We start from the raw sequence: 16,705 nt of genomic DNA, 5'->3' as shown, positions 1-16,705 counted from the left end.
AGGCGCGTCGAATGTAAGGCGGCCGCGCAGTGCGCGGGTTGAACGCTTATCGGGTTGATTTGCCGGGGTGACCGGATCTCTCGAAATCTCGTTTATAGCGTGTCAAAAATGAGACAGGAGCCACCCGCCGACTATACCGCCGACGATCCAGTACGGAATCGAGAAGCAATGAAACTGAGACCACATGCCGCGCCTCTTGGCGAGTCTGACGGCGATCAGATTCGCCAGTGAGCCGATCGCGATTCCGAAACCGCCGACACTGACGCCAAACGCGAGCGCGCGCCAGTCCTTCGTAAATTCGGCAAGCATGATTGCCGCCGGCACGTTGCTGATGCCTTGCGACAGCACCGTCCCCGCTGCGTACGCGCGCAGCGGCGTGTCGATGCCGATGTGCCCGATCGTTTCGCGCACCCACGGCAGTGCGGCAACGCTGCGCAAAACGACGAACATGAAAACGAAAATCAGCAGCAGCAGCCAGTCGATTTTCAGGACGGCATCCCGTCGCCAGATCAGAAAGCCGCATGCGACGCCGACGAGTCCGATGCCGGCGTGATGCGAATCCGCAAGCAGGACGAACGCAGCAAACAGAACGGACGCAACGCCGGCGAACGCCCGATCGACAGGATGCGCGGCGGTATCTAGCGAAAGATCGAGCGGCCGAGCCTTGAACGAGACCGTCGTCAGTGCGTACAGCATCGCCATCAGCAGAGCGCATAGCGGTGCAAGCGCCCGCACGAAGCCCCCGAACGAAACGCCGCTGATCTGCCAGAGAAACAGGTTCTGCGGATTTCCGAGCGGCGTCAGGACCGACCCGGCGTTGACGGCCAGCGCGACGAAGATGACGAGGCGCTTTAACGGCAACGGCGTCAGTTCGTGAAGCGACAGCACCAGCGGCACGACCACGAAGAGCGCCACATCGTTGGTCATGACGGTCGAGAGCGCGGCCGCCAACGTTACGAGCCAATACGCGAGCGCTCGCTCGGAGTGAACGTGATGCACGACGCGATGCGCGAACCAAGTTAGGGTTCCTGATAATTCGAGCGCCTTGGTCAAAATCAGGAGTCCTGCCAGGGTCAGCACCGTCTGCCAGTCGACGAGCCCTGGGAGCGATGTCCAGGGACGCGGATGGAGTGCTTGGAGAAAAGCGAGCGCGATCAGCAGCAGCGACAGTACAGGCTCTTTCGCGACGAGCGCGAGGAGCCTGCGCGGCCAACTCAAGCGCACGCTTCGAGCTTCGTTGGCGACAGGCACGGTCGAGCGAGCGTGATCGAACGGTCAATCAGGTCGCAGGGCCACCGCGCAAACGCGCGAGAATGCCCTCAAGCGCGTCGAGATCGCCGAAATCGATCTGCACCAGCCCTCGCCCGCGGCGGCCCATCTTGATCTTCACGCTTGCCGCAAGCAGGTCGGATAGTTCTTCTTCGAGACGGCGCGTGTCGCGCCCGCCGTCGTGGTTCGCACGCGCTTTAACAGCAGGGCTTGCCTTCGTCGTCGCCGTCACGAGCTTCTCGGTTTCGCGCACGGACATCCGCTTGTTGACCACCTGGTTGCCCAGCGTGATTTGCGTCGCGGCGTCGACTGCGAGCAGCGCGCGCGCGTGACCCATATCGAGGTCGCCTGCCAGCAGCATCGTCTGGACCGGCGTCGCGAGATTCAAAAGCCGCAGCAAGTTCGACACGGCGCTGCGCGATCGGCCGACAGACTCCGCAGCCTGTTCGTGCGTGAAATTGAATTCGTCGAGCAGACGCTGAATGCCACGCGCCTCTTCGAGCGGATTCAGATCTTCGCGCTGGATGTTTTCGATCAGCGCCATGGCGGCAGCGGCCTGGTCCGGCACGTCCTTGACCAGCACCGGCACTTCATCGAGCCCGGCCAGATACGCGGCGCGGAAGCGCCGTTCGCCAGCGATGATTTCGTATTTCTCGGCGGAAACCGGACGCACCAGAATCGGTTGCATCAAACCCTGTGCACGAATGCTTGCGGCCAGCTCCTGCAGCGCCCCCTCGTCCATCCGCGTGCGCGGCTGGTACTTACCCGCCTGCAGCTTGGCGAGCGGCAACACGTGCGGCACGCCATCGCTGCGCGCCGCTGCGACTATTTCAGGGCTGCCGCCGAGCAACGCCTCCAGGCCGCGGCCCAATCCCTTCTTCTTGGCTACTGCGTTCATCGTGCTTCCTCGATTCTGTGCGTTACAACGCGCGCACGCGTTCAATCATCTCCACGCCGAACTGGACGTATGCCTGCGCGCCGCGCGAAGCACGGTCAAAGACGACGCCCGGCAAGCCGTAGCTCGGCGCCTCTGCGAGCCGCACGTTGCGCGGAATCACGACGTCGAAGACCTTGTCGCCAAAGTGCTCCTTCAGTTGGTCGGACACTTGCTGCTGGAGCGTGATGCGCGGATCGAACATGACCCGCAACAGGCCGATAACCTTGAGATCCCGGTTCAGGTTGGCATGCACCTGCTTGATCGTGTTGACCAGGTCGGAGAGGCCTTCAAGCGCGAAGTACTCGCATTGCATCGGAATCACGACGCCGTGCGCAGCGCACAAGCCGTTCAGCGTCAACAGCGAGAGTGCCGGCGGGCAGTCGATTAGCACGAAGTCGTAGTCTTGCGCGACAAGCGTCAGCGCGTCCTTTAATTGGCGCTCGCGATTCTGGACGCTCACCAGCTCCACTTCCGCACCTGCCAGCTCACGATTCGCCGGCACCACGTCGTATGACACGGACTCTGGCTTGATGCGCGCGTCCGCGACCGAAACGCCATCGACCAGCACTTCATAAACAGTGTTCTCGCACGCTGCCTTATCGACACCGCTGCCCATCGTGGCATTGCCTTGCGGGTCCAGATCGATCAGGAGGACGCGCTGCCCCTGCGATGCGAGACTCTCGGCGAGATTGACCGCTGTCGTCGTTTTGCCGACGCCGCCTTTCTGGTTCGCAACGCAGAAAATTTTTGCCATCTTTGGTAGATCCTTTTTTACCGCATCAAACCGAATGTTCCGAACTCTGCGCACTCGCGCCGCCGTCGACCGAAACTTGGACCAGATGACGCTCCGCATCCAGCGACGGTACCGAGAGCCGAATCACCTGCACCGCTTTCGAGTCGGCCGGCAAGCGCTCGATTTCGCCGTCCGGGCGCACACCCTTCATCGCCCAAATCGAACCGCGCTCAGCAACCAGATGACGCGCCAGTGTAACGAAATCGGCGAGTTCTGCGAATGCGCGCGACACGATTACATCGAATTTCCCCGGCACTTCGGCACCCGGACGCAATGTTTCGACTCGCCCGGTGACAACCGACAGGTTGCCGAGCTTCAATTCCGCCTTTACCTGGGATTGAAACGCCGTCTTTTTGTGGACGACGTCGTTCAGCGTCACCGTCCAATCAGGGAGAACGATCGCCAGGACGATGCCCGGCAAGCCGCCGCCGGAGCCCACATCGAGCGCCGACGACGCCCGTTCCCCGGCGAGATGCGGAACGATGGAAAGCGAGTCGAGGATGTGCTGAATCAGCATCTGTCGCGGATCGCGAATCGCCGTCAGGTTGTATACCGCGTTCCATTTTGCGAGCAACGCGACGTAATCGAGCAGCTTGCCCTGCTGCGCTTCGCTCAAGTCGACGCCCAATTCGTCCGCACCGCAGCGCAAGAGTGTAGCCAGCGATTCACGGTCGCCCGCTTGTCCGGCGTTCACATGCGGCGCCGTCATTGAGCCGTCGGGGTGCTATCGGCCCCGGTTTCGTCAGCGGCTGCGTTCGTCGCTGCGCGACGGCCCAGTCCGCGTTTGAGGTGGACCATCAGCAACGAAATGGCCGCCGGCGTGATGCCGGAAATCCGCGAAGCCTGTCCGATTGTCTCAGGACGGAATTGCATGAGCTTTTGACGAGCTTCAAACGACAAGCCGCGCACTTCCGCGTAATCCAGCGCCTCCGGCAAACGCGTGTTTTCGTGAGCCTCGTTCCGCTCGATCTCGTCAGCCTGGCGCTCGATGTAGCCCTGATATTTGATGCCGATTTCGATCTGCTCCTTGATCTGCGCGAGCAGCACGGGGTCGTAGGAAAGCGGCTCCGTCGGGCCGGAGGTACCTTCGCGCAAGCCGCAAACGCCGTCGTAGCTCACACCTGGACGGCGCAGCAGATCAGCCAAACTATATTCGTGATCGATCGGCTTACCGAGAAGCGCGATGGCTTCCTCCGACGAAAGCGTCTTCGGGTTGACCCACGCAGTACGGAGCCGCTCTGTTTCACGTGAAACAGCGTCGCGCTTCCGGCTGAAGGCGTCCCAGCGGACGTCGTCAACGATGCCCAATTCCCGGCCGATTTCCGTCAATCGCATGTCGGCGTTGTCTTCGCGCAGGCTCAAGCGATATTCAGCGCGGCTCGTGAACATCCGATACGGCTCCGACACACCGCGGGTGACCAGATCGTCGACCAGCACCCCCAGATAAGCCTGGTCTCGGCGCGGACACCACGCTTCCTTGCCTTGCACTTGCAGGCCCGCGTTAATCCCGGCGAGCAACCCTTGCGCCGCCGCCTCCTCATAGCCAGTCGTCCCATTGATCTGACCAGCAAAGAAAAGCCCGTGGATCACCTTCGTTTCCAGCGAAGCCTTCAGGCCGCGCGGATCGAAATAGTCGTACTCGATCGCGTAGCCCGGACGCAGGATGTGTGCGTTTTCGAGGCCACGCATCGAATGGACCAGCTCGAGTTGCACGTCGAACGGCAGGCTGGTCGAAATTCCGTTCGGATAGAACTCGTTGGTGGTCAGCCCTTCCGGCTCGAGAAAGATCTGATGCGATTCCTTCGATGCAAACCGATGGATCTTGTCCTCGATCGACGGGCAGTAGCGCGGCCCCACCCCTTCAATGACGCCCGTGTACATCGGCGAACGATCAAGACCGCCACGGATGATGTCATGCGTCCGCTCGTTCGTATGCGTCACCCAGCACGGCATTTGCCGCGGGTGCTGTTCGGCGCGTCCGAGGAACGAGAACACCGGCACTGGATCGAGGTCGCCCGGCTGCTCTTCGAGGACGGAGAAATCGATCGTGCGGCCGTCGATGCGCGGAGGCGTGCCGGTCTTCAGCCGGCCCTGGGGCAGCTTCAACTCTTTCAGGCGAGCGGAAAGCGACACCGCCGCCGGATCGCCTGCGCGGCCACCTGTGTAATTGTTCAGCCCGACGTGGATCTTCCCGTCGAGGAACGTCCCGGCCGTCAGCACGACCGCGCGCGCCCGAAAGCGAATCCCGACTTGTGTCACCGCACCGACGACGCGCTCGCCCTCCACCATCAGGTCATCCACGGCCTGCTGGAACAGCCAAAGATGCGGCTGATTCTCAAGACGCCGGCGAATCGCCTGCTTGTACAGGACACGATCCGCCTGGGCACGCGTCGCGCGAACCGCCGGCCCCTTAGACGAATTGAGGATCCGGAACTGAATACCGCCCTCATCGGTAGCGGCGGCCATTGCACCGCCGAGCGCGTCGACTTCCTTGACCAGGTGACCTTTGCCGATGCCGCCGATAGACGGATTGCAGCTCATCTGACCGAGCGTTTCGATGTTGTGCGTGAGCAGCAGCGTTTTCACGCCCATGCGCGCGGACGCCAGAGCGGCTTCCGTGCCGGCATGACCACCGCCGACAACGATGACGTCAAATTCTGTGGGAAAAAGCATTGCGGACCTCGCGCGCGGACGCGCACGAGCCTTTCGAGAAAAATGTATGCGCGAATTATAGCGGGTTCGCTTTTGGCCCGAATTTCGTCCGAATGGCTAACCCTGATCGACCGCTCTGCATGGAGCACACAAAAAAACGGTGTGTTTCACGTGAAACACACCGCTTGTAGCCTGCAAGCCTGAAGGCGCATCTACCGCTAGGCAGTCTTCTTCGCCAGCCCGAGATACGTTTCAATCACCCGCGGGTTCTGCGCGAGATCGTCCGCCGGCCCTTCCAAGGCAAGCTCACCGGTTTCCAGAACGTAGCCGTAGTCCGAAATCTGCAAAGCGGCGCGGGCATTCTGCTCGATCAGCAATGTCGCCACGCCCGTTCCTTTGAGCTTGGCGATGATGTGAAATATTTCCTTTACGATTAGCGGCGCCAGACCCAGGCTGGGCTCATCGAGCATCAACAGCTCGGGCTTGCCCATCAACGCCCGACCTACCGCAAGCATCTGCCGCTCGCCGCCCGACAATGTCCCGGCCGCCTGCTTGCGGCGCTCCTTCAAGCGCGGAAAAAGATCGAACACAGGCTCCAACTGGTCTAAAAATTCACGCTCTCCAGCGCGCTTGCGTCGGTACGCGCCAAGCACGAGGTTGTCTTCGACGCTCATCGTCGCAAACAGCTCGCGCTTTTCCGGCACCAGACACATGCCACGTGCCACGCGCTTTTCGACCGGGATCGCGCCAACTTCCTCTCCCCGATAGCGGACGCTACCCTTCGCGTGTCCCGTCACGGGCAACGCGCCCATCACCGCATTCAGCAGGGTCGACTTACCCGCCCCGTTCGGTCCGATGACGCTGACGATCTGGCCCGGCGCGACTTTGAGCGCCGCACCGTGCAGCGCCTCGACTTTGCCGTAGCGCACCGACAGACCCGTCACTTCCAGAATCGACATGGTTTTTGTCTGATTCATGTCACTCCACTCCGCCGAGATACGCTTCCAGCACTGCCGGGTCTTTCTGCACGTCCTGCGGCAAGCCCTCCGCGATTCGCGTCCCAAACTCCATCACCACCAGCCGGTCCGTCAGGTTCATCACGAAATCCATGTCGTGCTCGACCAGCAGCACGCTCATCCCTTCGGCTTTCAGCTTGCGCAGCAAATCCACGAGCTGCTGCTTCTCCTGATAGCGCAGGCCCGCCGCTGGTTCGTCCAGCAATAGCAGCGTCGGATCGCAGCAAAGTGCCCGCGCAATTTCCAGAATCCGCTGCTGGCCCAATGCCAGGCTCCCGGCCTCCTCGTACATATGCGACTCGAGGCCGACGCGGCGGATCTGCTTGGCCGCCTCCGCCATCAAACGAGCTTCCTCGGCCGCGTTCAACCGGACGACGCTGCGCCACACACCCGCCGAACCTCGCAAGTGCGCGCCCAACGCGACGTTCTCCAGCACCGTCATGCCCGGCAGCAGCTTGACGTGCTGAAACGTGCGTCCGATTCCGCGCTTGACGATTTCACGTGAATTGAGCGCGTCGATCCGCTCACCGCGGAAGCTGATCGCGCCGCGCGTCGCTTGCAGCACGCCCGTGACGAGGTTGAAGGTCGTCGACTTCCCGGCGCCGTTTGGTCCGATCAGGCCGACGATCTGCCCCGCTTTGACTTCAAAGCTCACATCGTTGACGGCAACCAGGCCGCCGAATTGCTTGCGCGCGTTGTCCACGACCAACAGCGTCTCTCCGGCTGCAGGCTTCGCCCGCTGGGGCAACGGCTCCGCATGCTCGGGCACATGCGCACTGGGGCCGCGCGGAAACAGGCGCGCCACGAAAGGCCAGACACCTTGTCGCGCGTATTGCAGCAGCAGCACCATCAGCACGCCGAACACGATGACTTCGAAGTTGCCGTTTTGGCCGAGCAGCATCGGCAGCAGCGTCTGCAGATAGTCTTGCAGAATGGTGAGGATTGCCGCGCCCAGCAACGCTCCCCACACGTGCGACACGCCGCCCACCACCGCCATGAACAGGAACTCGATGCCGTGGTTCAGGCCGAACGGCGTCGGGTTCACCGCGCGCTGCAAATGCGCGTAGAGGAAGCCGGAAATCGCTGCGAGCACAGCGGCATAGATGAAGATCACGACCCGCATCCACGCCGTATTCACGCCCATTGCCTCGGCCATCACGCCTGCGCCGCGCAGCGCGCGAATTGCGCGCCCAGGCCGGCTATTAAGCAGATTCTGAACAGAGACGACCGAACCGAGCACGACAATCCATATCAGGTAATAGATGTGGCGCCCCGACTCCAACGGAATGCCGAACACGTTCAGCACGGGAATGCCGTTGATGCCGTCGTACTTCCCGAGCAGTTCCATATTGCCGAACAAGTAGTACAGCGAGAGTCCCCACGCAATCGTGCCGAGCGGCAGGAAGTGACCGGACAGCCGCATCGTGACCGCACCGAGAATCAGCGCCACCAGCGCCGTCACGACGACACCCACGATCAACGCGAGCCACGGCGAGACGCCATATTGCGTCGTCAAATAGGCCGTCGCATACGCCCCGACGCCAACGAACGCTGCCTGCCCAAAGCTCGTCATGCCGCCGACGCCCGTCAGCAGCACGAGCCCGATCGCCACAATCGAATAGAGTCCGATGTAATTGAGCAGCGTGACCCAGTACTCGGGCACATGAACCGGCCGCGGCAACACCGGAAGCGCAAACATCACGACGAGGAAGAGCCAGAAGAACTTGTTTCGAATCACGCGTTTCATCGGCTTACTCCTGTTCCTCTTCGGCGTGCGGGCTCGCAAGGCTCCGCCACAGCAGCACGGGAATGATCAACGTGAAAACGATCACCTCCTTGTAGGCGCTCGCCCAAAAAGACGAATACGATTCGAGCAACCCGACGAGCACCGAGCCGGCCGCCGCCAGCGGATAGCTGACCAAACCGCCGATGATCGCGCCGACGAAGCCCTTCAAGCCGATCAGGAAGCCCGAGTCGTAGTAGATCGTGGTGAGCGGTGCGACGAGGATGCCGCAGAGCGCCCCGAGACCTGCGGCAAGCGTGAACGCGAGCCGTCCTGCCTGCGTCGTGCCGATGCCGACGAGCCGTGCGCCAAGCCGGTTGACCGACGTCGCGCGCAGTGCCTTGCCGGAGATCGTGCGATCGAAGTACACATAGAGTGCGACGATCAGCACGACCGCCGTACCGACCACCCACAGGCTCTGCCCAGAGACCGACAGGCTGCCGACGTTGAACATGGCGTCGGAGAACGGCGTGGTGCGCGAGCCTTCCGCGCCGAACATCACGAGGCCCAAGCCCACCATCGCAAAGTGCACGGCCACCGCGACGATCAGCAGCAACAGCGTCGTCGCCTCGGCGATCGGCTCGTATGCAAGGCGGTACACGAACGGCCCCATCGGCACGACGATCAAGAGCGTGAGCGCGATCTGCGCGATCATCGGCAACGGCTGCATGAAGACGCCGCGCGTCACCGCATAGATCGCAATCGGAAACAGCAGGTATTTGCCGACGAGCGTCGTGAGCGTGCGCGCCGCGTGGCGCCGCCGTTCGGGATGCCGGGCCAGCCCCACGGTCTCGACGACGAAACACGCCACACCCATCGCGATCAGCAGCCAGGAGGTCGCGGGAAATTTGTGTGTCTGGAGTGCGGCGAGCGTCAGCGCGCCATAAGAAACGAACTCGCCTTGCGGGATGAAGATCACCCTTGTGACGGAGAACACCAGCACCAGGGCAAGCGCGAGCAATGCGTAGATCGCGCCTGTTGTGATGCCGTCTTGCGCGAGAATCGCCGCAATCGATAGATCCATACTTCCTCTTTTTTAAGCTTCTAATGGGGAATCGGGAGAGCGTCGGCACGCCGATATCGAAACACGCCCGCCGGGCCGCAATGCGGCGCGACGGGCGTTTGATTTTTGCCGTTTGGCGGCACGGGTCACGACGACCGCAACGTCACCCCCCGCTTCCGTTGAAACACTTCAGTCGTTCTGAAGCTTCCATTTGCCGTCGACGACCTGCACCATCACGCGTGCGCGCTCGTCGAGACCGTTATGGTTGGCCGGCGTCGTGTTCATCACGCCGTGCGAGAGCGGCAAATCCTTTACGTTTTCGAGCGCGCTACGCAGCGCTTCGCGGAAAGCCACCGTGCCCGGCTCGCCCTTCTTCAAAGCTTCCGGAATCGCGCGTTGCAGCATCTGCCCCGCGTCCCACGCGTGACCGCCGAACGTCGATACAGACCCTGCGCCGTACGCCTTCTCGTAGGCCGTCTTATACGCCTGCGACGATTGCTTGACCGGATTCGAATCCGGCAATTGATCGGTAACGAGAATCGGGCCCGCGGGCAGCAGCTCGCCGTCGCAGACCTTGCCGCACACGCGCAGGAAGTCGTTATTCGCGACGCCGTGCGTCTGATAGACCTTGCCCTTGTAGCCGCGGTCGTTGAGCGCCGTCGCCGGCAGTGCGGCCGGCGTGCCGGAGCCGGCAATCAGCACCGCGTCCGGATTCGCGCTCATCGTCTTCAGCACCTGCCCGGTCACCGAGGTGTCGGTGCGGTTGTAGCGCTCGTTGCTCACGATCTTCAGATGATGCGCGTCGGCGGCCTTGCTGAACACGTTGTACCAACTTTCGCCGTAGGCATCCGAGAAACCGATGAAGCCGACCGTTTTCACACCGTGCTTCTCCATGTAGCCAGCAATCGCTTCAGCCATCAGGCTGTCGTTTTGCGGCACTTTGAAGACCCACGCGCGCTTCGCATCCATCGGCTGGACGATCTCGGCCGAAGCCGCGAGCGAGATCATCGGCGTCTTGCCTTGCGAGACCGGATCGATCATCGCCAGCGAATTCGGCGTCACCGTCGAGCCGATGATCGCGTCGACATGATCCTCATCGATCAACTTGTGCGTGTTTTGCACTGCGCGGCTCGTGTCCGAGCCGTCGTCGAGCACGATGTATTGCACGCTCTTGCCGGCAATCTCCTTCGGCAGCAGCGCAATCGTGTTTTTCTCCGGGATGCCGAGCGATGCGGCCGGCCCCGTCGTCGAAAGCGTGACCCCGATCTTCACTTGAGCGAAAGCTGCGCTCGCACCGCACACCAATACCGCCGCAACGCCTGCTTGCATCCACCGTTTCGTTCTTTTCATCGATCGTCTCCAAACGCATTCAAGAAGCGTGTTTTCGTTGCCGGCAACAAGGCCGAACACTCGAATCTAGTTATCGCGCCACGACGTGCCAAGCATGGTTTTCCCGCGCAACACGAATAAAAAAGGCACGTCCGACAGCACGCGCCTTCTTGTGTCGATCAGAGTTAGCGCTTTAGCGCTTACTCTGATCCCATGCACCGCTGTCGATCAGAGTTGGCGCTTTAGCGCTTACTCTGGTCCCATGCACCGCTGTCGATCAGAGTTGGCGCTTTAGCGCTTACTCTGGTCCCATGCAACGCCGTCGACCCGAGTAAGTGATCTGCACCATCACGCGGGCGCGCTGGTCGAGCCCCGCGTGATCCGTCGCGCTCATGTTGAAGACGCCGTGTTAAGCGGGCATGTCCTTGGCGTTTTCGAGCGCGGCACGCAACGCGTCGCGAATCGCCTTCGCGCCCGGCTGCCCCGCTTTCAGTGCGAGAGGAATCGCGTGTTGCAAAAGCAGCCCGGCGCCACATCGATTATTCGCTTGAATTTGACGATTGAAACGCGACCGCATAGCGCGGCGCGACATCGAAAGACGGCGAGTGTAAGGGACGCGAGCGAAGCGCAGCCAGGAAACGCGCTAAGAATCAGACGATTCTTAAGGACGTGAAGTGAGACGGAAGCTGGGAAAGAAGCGCGCGACGAACGGCACGCAAAAAACAAGAAACAGCGAAAGTGCAGTAACGGAAGCCATAAAGTAAAAGCGCTGTTGGATCCTATCCAACAGCGCTTTCGTCCGGGCACTGAGTGCCTCGCTTGTCTCCTCGTTCTCCACCTGCAAATTCGGGTGCATCAGAACTAGGAAGGAGATTAAACAACCCTGCCCCGCGAGACAACCTAGCATTTACCCTAGTGGTGCAAGATTGCACTCCGTTGGGGCGCTATACGGTGCGAAATACCGCACGTTAAGGCGTTTTTCGACGCAGCGATTTGCATTGGACTCCAAACTATATCCGCACTCGGCTCCGCGAGCGCCGTCACGCACGCAAAAGCCGGACGCGCGCGACGATCTCGCCAACGATGCCGCGCCGAAACGCCAGCACGCAGGCGATAAAGATCAGGCCCACGACGATCGTCGTCGATTCGCCAAGCGAGTTGAACCAGTTGGCGCCGGTCCACGACGCGAGCGCTGTGCCGATATCGCCCATGCGGTCTTCAAGCGATACGATCAGCGCGGCTCCCAGCAGCGGGCCGAACAGCGTGCCCATGCCGCCCACGAGCGTCATCAGGATGACGAGGCCCGACATCGTCCAGTACGCATCGCCGAGCGTTTCGAAGCCGAGCACGAGCACTTTGAGCGCACCGGCCAATCCCGCGATCCCCGCCGACAGCACGAACGCGAGCAGCTTGAAGCGATCGGTGTCGTAGCCGAGCGAAGTGGCGCGCGGCTCGTTCTCCTTGATCGCCGTGAGCACTTGCCCGAACGGCGAATGCACGACGCGCACGATCAGCAGGAACGCCAGCACCATCAAAACCAGCAGGACGTAGTACAGCGCAAGATCCGACGACAAATCCAGGAAGCCGAAGAGCTTGCCGCGAGGCACGCCTTGCAAGCCATCCTCGCCGTGCGTGAACGGCGCCTGCAGATAGACGAAGTAGACCATCTGCGCGAGCGCGAGCGTCACCATCGCGAAGTAGATGCCTTGCCGTCGAATCGCAAACAAGCCGACGATCAAGCCGAGCAGCGTCGCCGCCGCCGTGCCGGCGATCACGCCCAGCTCCGGCGAAAGCGACATCGATTGAATCGCGTAGCCGGCGACATAGCCCGCCGTCGACAGAAACATTGCGTGGCCGAACGACAGCAGCCCCGTATAGCCGATCAGCAAGTTGAACGCCGCCGCGAAGAGCGCGAAGCACAGCACCTTCATCACGAACACCGGGTACGCGCCGAGCCAAGGCGCGGCAATCAGGCCGATCAGCAACAGGCCATAGAGCGCTTTTCTCTGCATCATCTTTCCTTGCCGAAGAGACCCGCGGGACGCACCAGCAACACGAGCGCCATGATGACGAAGACGACGGTGGCCGACGCCTCCGGATAGAACACGCGCGTGAACCCTTCGATGACCCCAAGCAGGAGCCCCGTCACGATCGAGCCCATGATCGAGCCCATGCCGCCGATCACGACCACCGCGAACACGGTGATGATCATCGATTGCCCCATCAGCGGCGATACCTGGATGACGGGCGCCGCGAGCACGCCCGCGAACGCCGCGAGCGCGACGCCGAAGCCGTAGGTGAGCGTGACCATCAGCGGCACGTTGACGCCGAACGCTTCGACAAGCTTCGGGTTCTCCGTGCCCGCACGCAAATACGAGCCGAGCCGCGTCTTCTCGATCACGAACCACGTGATGAAGCAGACGACGAGCGACGCGACGACCACCCAAGCGCGATAGTTCGGCAGATACATGAAGCCGAGATTGGTCGCGCCGGCGAGCGCATCGGGCACGTCGTACGGCTGGCCGGACGAGCCGTAGATCGAGCGGAACACGCCTTCGATCACGAGCGTGAGCCCGAACGTCAGCAACAAGCCGTAGACATGATCGAGCTTGTAAAGCCAGCGCAGCATCGAGCGCTCGATGACCATGCCGAAGATGCCGACCACGATCGGCGCGAGCACGAGCATTGCCCAATACGGCAGATTGAAATACGCGAGCCCCATCCACGCGAGCATCGCCCCCAGCATGAACAGCGCGCCGTGGGCGAAGTTGATCACATTGAGCAAGCCGAAGATGACCGCGAGGCCTAAGCTCAGAATCGCGTAAAACGAGCCGTTGACGAGCCCGAGCAGCAGTTGGCTCAGCATCGCCGGCAGCGAAACGCCAAAGATATCCATTGAACCTGCCGTCAAGATGAAAACGATGGGCGCACGGGGGAGGCGCCACCGACGGCTATGCGGATTCCGCCAGCTCCTCCCTTCGGCATCTCATGAACCGAACCTGCCTTGCCGTGCGCTTCGTGCTTCCGTTACTTCCACAGCGCGCAGCGCGATTCCGCCTTCGTCGTGAAAGCCTCCTCGCCCGGGATCGTCGCCGTGATCTTGTAGTAGTCCCACGGCATCTTCGATTCGGCGGGCGTCTTCACTTGCATCAGATACATATCGTGAATCATGCTGCCGTCCGCACGGACATAGCCTTTCGCGTAGAAGTCGTCGATCTTCGTCTTCTTCAATTGCGCCATCACCTTGTCCGCATCGGTCGAACCGACCGCCTGCACGGCCTTCAAGTAGGTCATCGTCGCCGAGTAGTCGCCGGCTTGCAGGCTCGACGGCATCTTCTTCATCTTGTCGAAGTAGCGCTGCGACCACTTGCGCGCCGCGTCGTCCTTGTTCCAGTACCAGCTGTCCGTCAGTACGAGGCCCTGCGCCGTTTCGAGGCCGACGCTGTGGATATCGTCGATGAACATCAGGAGCGCCGCGAGCTTCATCGTCTTCGTGATGCCGAATTCCTTCGCAGCCTTGATCGAGTTGATCGTATCGCCGCCCGCGTTCGCGAGGCCCAGGATTTGCGCCTTCGACGCTTGCGCTTGCAGCAGGAACGACGAGAAATCCGATGCCGACAGCGGATGCCGCACTTCGCCGAGCACCTGGCCGCCGTCCGCCTTCACGACGTCCGCCGTGGCCTTTTCAAGCGACTTGCCGAACGCGTAGTCCGCCGTCAGGAAGTACCACGTCTTGCCGCCTTGCTTCACCACCGCGGAACCGGTGCCCTTCGCCAGCGCCGTCGTGTCATAGGCGTAGTGAATCGTGTACGGCGTGCACTGCTCGTTGGTCAGCGCATCCGTGCCGGCGCCGATGCTGATGTAGACCTTGTGCTTCTCGGCCGCGACCTGGTTCATCGACAGGCCTGTCGCCGAGTTCGTGCCGCCGATCAGCAGGTCGACACCGTCGCGGTCGAACCATTCACGCGCGCGCGAGGCGGCAATATCGGCCTTGTTTTGATGGTCTGCATAGACGAGCTCGATCGGCTTGCCGTTCACCTTGCCGCCGAAATCGGCAATCGCCATCTTGATCGCTTCGAGCCCCCCCGGGCCGTCGATGTCCGCGTACAGCCCCGACAAATCGGTGATGAAGCCGATCTTCACGGCATCGTCGGCGGCAACCGCGCGCTGCATCGGCGCGATCGTCAATGCCACGCCTGCGGCAGCCGCAAAACAGCACGCGGAAATGCGCGCGAGCAAGTTCTTCCTCATTCTTTTCTCCTTCGTTCTTCGCGTTGTGGTCCAGAGGTCATGCTTAAGAAGCGATGCGGGCAATCAGACGCCGAGCAGATCGTGCAGCACGGGCATCTTGCATTCGAGTTCGCTCGCACCGAAATGCTCGACGATGCGGCCGTGCTCCATCACGTAGAAGCGGTCCGCGAGCGGCGCGGCAAAACGGAAATTCTGCTCGACCATCACGACCGTATAGCCGCGCTGCTTGAGCATCATGATCATGCGTGCCAGCGCCTGCACGATGACAGGCGCAAGACCTTCAGAGATTTCGTCCAGAAAGAGCAGGTTCGCGCCCGTGCGCAGAATGCGCGCGACCGCGAGCATCTGCTGCTCACCGCCCGACAGGCGCGTGCCCTGGCTCATCCGGCGTTCCTTCAGGTTCGGGAACATCTCGTAGATTTCGTCGAGCGACATCGCGTCCTTGCTCGCTCCGACCATCGGCGGCAGGATCAGGTTTTCCTCGCACGACAAGCTCGAAAAGATCCCCCGCTCTTCCGGGCAGTAGCCGATCCCGCAGTGGGCGATCTTGTGCGTCGGCAGATCGATGGTTTCGCGCTCGCCGATCTTGATGGAGCCCGTGCGCCGTCCCGTGAGCCCCATGATCGCGCGCAATGTCGTGGTACGTCCCGCACCGTTGCGGCCTAGCAGCGTGACGACTTCGCCGCGGTTCACCGTCAAATCGACGCCATGCAGGATGTGCGATTCGCCGTACCAGGCCTGCAGGCCGGCGATGGTCAGCGCGGGCGTGCCAGTCGTCGCGTCGATCACTTCGATGTGTTCGCTCTCGGCCTGGCTCATGCGTGCGTTCCCGTCAGTGCGGCATCGACGCTGCCCATGTAGGCCTGCATCACGAGCGCGTTCTTCGATACTTCGGCGTAGGTGCCTTCAGCGAGCACCTCGCCGCGCTGCAGGACGGTGATCGTGTCGGAGATACCCGCAATCACGTTCATGTTGTGCTCGACCATCAGGATCGTGCGGCCGCTCGACACCTTCTTGATGAGGGCCGTCACACGGTCGACGTCTTCGTGGCCCATCCCTTGCGTGGGCTCGTCGAGCAGCATCAGCTCGGGCTCCATCGCGAGCGTCGTCGCGATCTCGAGCGCGCGCTTGCGGCCATATGACAGTTCGACGGTGAGCGTATCGGCGAAGTCGGTCAGGCCGACTTGCGTGAGCAAATCGAGCGCTTCTTCATCGAGCTCCTGGAGCGAGCGCTCGCTCTTCCAGAAATGAAAGGCGGTGCCGAGCGAGCGCTGCAACGCGACGCGCACGTTCTGCAATACCGTCATATGCGGAAAGACTGCGGAAATCTGGAACGAACGGATGATGCCGCGCCGCGCGATCTGCGCCGGACGCTCCCCCGTGATATCCACGCCGTTGAACACAATCTGGCCCGCCGTGGGTTTCAAAAACTTCGTGAGCAGATTGAAACAGGTGGTCTTGCCCGCGCCGTTCGGTCCGATCAAAGCATGAATCGAGCCGCGGCGCACGCGCAGGTTGACGCCGTTGACAGCGGTGAATCCTTTGAATTCTTTGGTCAGCCCGCGCGTTTCGAGAATCGTGTCGCCGAGAATCATGTCCCCTTCCGTGCGAAGTCAGGCGATGCACTGCTTGGTTGCGCGCCGATCGCGCCGCACCCGCGTTACGACAGGTG

14 protein-coding genes and 1 pseudogene are annotated in these 16,705 nt (G+C 61.8%); all 15 read right to left on the bottom strand.

From position 1 onward, the window contains the following. Positions 1-102: 102 nt before the first annotated feature. On the bottom strand, positions 103-1,224 hold the full coding sequence (locus J3489_RS17180) for an SLC13 family permease (RefSeq protein ID WP_309491382.1): 1,122 nt from the start codon (positions 1,222-1,224) through the stop codon (positions 103-105). A gap of 55 nt (positions 1,225-1,279) precedes the next feature. Continuing rightward, positions 1,280-2,167 (bottom strand): ParB/RepB/Spo0J family partition protein, encoded by an 888-nt coding sequence (locus J3489_RS17175; RefSeq protein WP_206999947.1) that lies wholly within the window; start codon positions 2,165-2,167, stop codon positions 1,280-1,282. A 22-nt stretch (positions 2,168-2,189) separates the two neighbouring features. After that, positions 2,190-2,960: a ParA family protein gene (locus J3489_RS17170; RefSeq protein ID WP_206999946.1), complete on the bottom strand. Its 771-nt coding sequence runs from the start codon at positions 2,958-2,960 to the stop codon at positions 2,190-2,192. Positions 2,961-2,985: 25 nt separating this feature from the next. Then, on the bottom strand, positions 2,986-3,708 hold the full coding sequence (gene rsmG, locus J3489_RS17165; RefSeq protein ID WP_206999945.1) for a 16S rRNA (guanine(527)-N(7))-methyltransferase RsmG: 723 nt from the start codon (positions 3,706-3,708) through the stop codon (positions 2,986-2,988). Next, the gene (mnmG, locus tag J3489_RS17160) at positions 3,705-5,672 is read right to left on the bottom strand and encodes a tRNA uridine-5-carboxymethylaminomethyl(34) synthesis enzyme MnmG (protein ID WP_206999944.1); all 1,968 of its coding nucleotides are present in this window, start codon (positions 5,670-5,672) and stop codon (positions 3,705-3,707) included. The genes rsmG and mnmG overlap by 4 nt, the downstream gene beginning before the upstream one ends. Positions 5,673-5,869: 197 nt before the next feature. After that, a complete protein-coding gene (locus J3489_RS17155) occupies positions 5,870-6,628 on the bottom strand; it encodes an ABC transporter ATP-binding protein (protein WP_206999943.1) in 759 nt (252 codons plus the stop codon). 1 nt (position 6,629) lies between these two features. Next, positions 6,630-8,414, bottom strand: a complete 1,785-nt coding sequence (locus J3489_RS17150) for a branched-chain amino acid ABC transporter ATP-binding protein/permease (protein ID WP_206999942.1) — start codon at positions 8,412-8,414, stop codon at positions 6,630-6,632. Between the two features lie 4 nt (positions 8,415-8,418). Next, positions 8,419-9,474 (bottom strand): branched-chain amino acid ABC transporter permease, encoded by a 1,056-nt coding sequence (locus J3489_RS17145; protein WP_206999940.1) that lies wholly within the window; start codon positions 9,472-9,474, stop codon positions 8,419-8,421. A 168-nt stretch (positions 9,475-9,642) separates the two neighbouring features. Beyond that, positions 9,643-10,803, bottom strand: coding sequence for an ABC transporter substrate-binding protein (locus tag J3489_RS17140; RefSeq protein WP_206999938.1), 1,161 nt, complete (start codon positions 10,801-10,803; stop codon positions 9,643-9,645). A 277-nt stretch (positions 10,804-11,080) separates the two neighbouring features. Further along, positions 11,081-11,311: pseudogene (locus J3489_RS17135) on the bottom strand (hypothetical protein); the annotation flags it as partial. 511 nt (positions 11,312-11,822) lie between these two features. Beyond that, positions 11,823-12,794 (bottom strand): branched-chain amino acid ABC transporter permease, encoded by a 972-nt coding sequence (locus J3489_RS17130; RefSeq protein ID WP_207000183.1) that lies wholly within the window; start codon positions 12,792-12,794, stop codon positions 11,823-11,825. Then, complete coding sequence (locus J3489_RS17125) at positions 12,794-13,678, bottom strand: branched-chain amino acid ABC transporter permease (RefSeq protein WP_206999936.1); 885 nt, start codon at positions 13,676-13,678, stop codon at positions 12,794-12,796. The genes J3489_RS17130 and J3489_RS17125 overlap by 1 nt, the downstream gene beginning before the upstream one ends. Before the next feature lie 131 nt (positions 13,679-13,809). Then, positions 13,810-14,955 carry an ABC transporter substrate-binding protein gene (locus tag J3489_RS17120; protein ID WP_445267840.1) on the bottom strand — a complete coding sequence of 382 codons (1,146 nt, stop codon included), beginning with the start codon at positions 14,953-14,955 and terminating at the stop codon, positions 13,810-13,812. Positions 14,956-15,096: 141 nt separating this feature from the next. Then, the gene (locus J3489_RS17115; RefSeq protein ID WP_206999932.1) at positions 15,097-15,852 is read right to left on the bottom strand and encodes an ABC transporter ATP-binding protein; all 756 of its coding nucleotides are present in this window, start codon (positions 15,850-15,852) and stop codon (positions 15,097-15,099) included. After that, positions 15,849-16,628 carry an ABC transporter ATP-binding protein gene (locus J3489_RS17110; protein ID WP_206999930.1) on the bottom strand — a complete coding sequence of 260 codons (780 nt, stop codon included), beginning with the start codon at positions 16,626-16,628 and terminating at the stop codon, positions 15,849-15,851. The genes J3489_RS17115 and J3489_RS17110 overlap by 4 nt, the downstream gene beginning before the upstream one ends. Positions 16,629-16,705: the final 77 nt, after the last annotated feature.

The sequence above is a fragment of the Trinickia mobilis genome (assembly GCF_017315705.1).
GTDB classification, from domain to species: domain Bacteria; phylum Pseudomonadota; class Gammaproteobacteria; order Burkholderiales; family Burkholderiaceae; genus Trinickia_A; species Trinickia_A mobilis.
This window is presented reverse-complemented; position numbering and strand designations above follow the sequence as displayed.